Raw genomic sequence first — 2370 nt, forward strand, 5'->3', positions numbered from 1 at the left:
TCACCAGTGGCGTGCTTTGCCTGGCAGGTTTGCTGCTAGCCGCACATGGATTGCGTGTCGTGCTGGTCTGGCACGGTAGTCCGCATTTCGATGTCGGCGTGCGCAAGATCCTGGTCTCGCGCCTCGACCTGCCGTTCTACGGCTTGTTGGCTGCATGGTTGTGGACGAATCGCCATGCTGCGCTGATGCGCTGGCGCGGGTCGCTGGCAGTGGCGGGATTGGCCTTGCTAGGAACAAGCGTGTGGACACATCTTGCCGTGGCGCTCGATACATCGGTGTCGGCACGCATTCATCTGCTGCCGATCTGCGATCTTGGTTGGGCCCTGATGCTGCCCTGGGCCTGTTCCGTGCGCGTGCGCGACTCCATGGCGCGCGTGGCAGCAGGATTCGCAGCAAGCGCGTATGCGGGCCTGCTGACCCACATGACGGCGTTGCGCATCGGTGCACGTTACGGAATGTCGATCACACCGGCGTCGGCCCTGGATGGGGTGCTGATGCTGTCATCCTACGCTTTGCTTGCGATCGGCCTCGCGTTGCTGATCTGCCGACTGATCGACCGGCCCTGGATCGCCTTGCGCGACCGCTGGCTGCCGCTTGCTCCGAATCATCCTGCCCCAGTCACGGAACGGTGAGAATGCGGCCAGGATCGGGCTATTGAGGGTCTCCCTGGAGTGCAGCCCCGTTGCCGGGTATTCGTTGCGACCCGGTTTGCTGTAGGTGCCGAATACCACATCGTAGATCGGGAAAAAGGCTGCGAAGTTCTTGTCGGTATGCTGCGGTTCAAGAGAATGGTGCAGCCGGTGCCACTGCGGACCAGCAATGAGCGGTGTCAGCGGACCAAGCGGCAGGCGCAGATTGAGGTGCACGAAGTAACCAAACAGGATCATGGCCGTGGCCAGCCAGGCTACCGTGATTGGCTTCTGGTCGAACAGTAGCCCGATCGGCAGCAGGATCAACCACACCCTGAGCGGCTCCTCCAGCCAGTGATGGCGCAAAGTTGTGGTGACATTCACGGATTCCTCGGAATGGTGCAACTTGTGCAGTGGCCAGGCTACTGACAACGTGTGCTGTGCACGATGGAACCAGTAGTAGAAAAAATCAAAGACAAAAAAGAACGCAAGCGCTTGCAGGACTTGCCAGCCCACGCCATCTGGAAAATGTATCGGCACGTGCAACCCGTGTTTCTGCGCGATCGGTTGCATCAGTGCCATGAGGGGCGCGAGCAGCACGATATTGACGATGATGACGAAGGCGGCATATCCGAGATTGAAGGCGATGTTCCGCACAGGTTGCGCACGCTCGGCCGGCCGCAGCCGCTCGATGAGCAGGCCGACCAGGAGAATGACGACCAGCAACTTCGCATGGTCGAGGAATTGTGCCGCCAGTTCATTCAACCATTGCATGGTTCAAATCGCGTTCGTTTCAGTGATGCCCGGCTTCGCGTGATGCGGGGGCAGGGGAACTTTCTTGCCTTGAGTAGCTGATTGAGCCCGATGCTTGCCAAATCAAGTCCTTTGCGGATCAGGATTCGCGCGTGTCCTGAGCATCCGGTGTGCTGCGGCCCAGTATATCCCGCATGCCTGTGCGATCCGATGATCCTGCGAACGGATCCGGTGGCGTTTCCGGTTTCGCGACAAGTTTGGCAATTTCCATTGCCGGGAGACTTGTCTGCCGGGGGCGAAACGGACAGACTCTGAACAGAGTGGCACAGGGGATAATGGAATGTTTCGAATCGTCATCATCGACGACCACGAGCTCGTGCGCACGGGCTTTCGCATGATCCTGGAGCAGCAACCGGATATCGACGTGGTCGGAGAGGCTTCCGACGGCGAGCAGGGTTTGGCGCTGATCAAGCAATTGAAGCCGGACCTGGCGCTGGTTGATGTGCATATGCCCGGGGTCAGTGGAATCGAGGTCACCGAGCGAGTACGCAAGCTCAAGCTAAAGACGCGCATCGTAATCGTGACGATGGTCAGTGAATCGCCGATACCGCGTCGATTGCTCGAGGCCGGCGCCAGCGGCTACATCACCAAATCCTGCGCTGCGGCCGAACTACTCAAGGCTGTGCGGCAAGTGGCCGATGGCCGGCGTTATCTAGCTTCGGGAATCGCTGAAGCCATGGCCTTGAGCGCAATCGACGGTTCGGACCAGTCACCGTTCGAGAATCTCTCGGCTCGTGAGCTTGAGGTTGCCTTGCTGCTTGCCAGAGGGCAGCCAATGCAGTTGATCGCGGAGAAGCTCAGCCTCAGCGCCAAGACGGTTGCGACCTACAAGTATCGATTGTTCGACAAGCTGGAGATCGACAATTCGGTCACCCTCGCACACATGGCCGGCTTGCATGGGCTCATGGATGCCAAAGGCACCCGCTGA

At 59.4% G+C, this 2370-nt stretch carries 2 protein-coding genes; one reads left to right on the top strand and one right to left on the bottom strand.

Going from position 1 to position 2370, the window contains the following annotated elements; genetic code table 11:
• Positions 1-500: 500 nt before the first annotated feature.
• A complete protein-coding gene (locus WBP53_RS04475) occupies positions 501-1403 on the bottom strand; it encodes a sterol desaturase family protein (protein ID WP_423926355.1) in 903 nt (300 codons plus the stop codon).
• A gap of 319 nt (positions 1404-1722) precedes the next feature.
• Here WBP53_RS04475 and WBP53_RS04480 point away from each other — a divergent pair, with 319 nt between their 5' ends.
• The gene (locus tag WBP53_RS04480) at positions 1723-2370 is read left to right on the top strand and encodes a response regulator (RefSeq protein WP_423926357.1); all 648 of its coding nucleotides are present in this window, start codon (positions 1723-1725) and stop codon (positions 2368-2370) included.

Source organism: Dokdonella sp. (assembly GCF_049593775.1).
In the GTDB taxonomy this organism is placed as follows: Bacteria; Pseudomonadota; Gammaproteobacteria; order Xanthomonadales; family Rhodanobacteraceae; genus Dokdonella.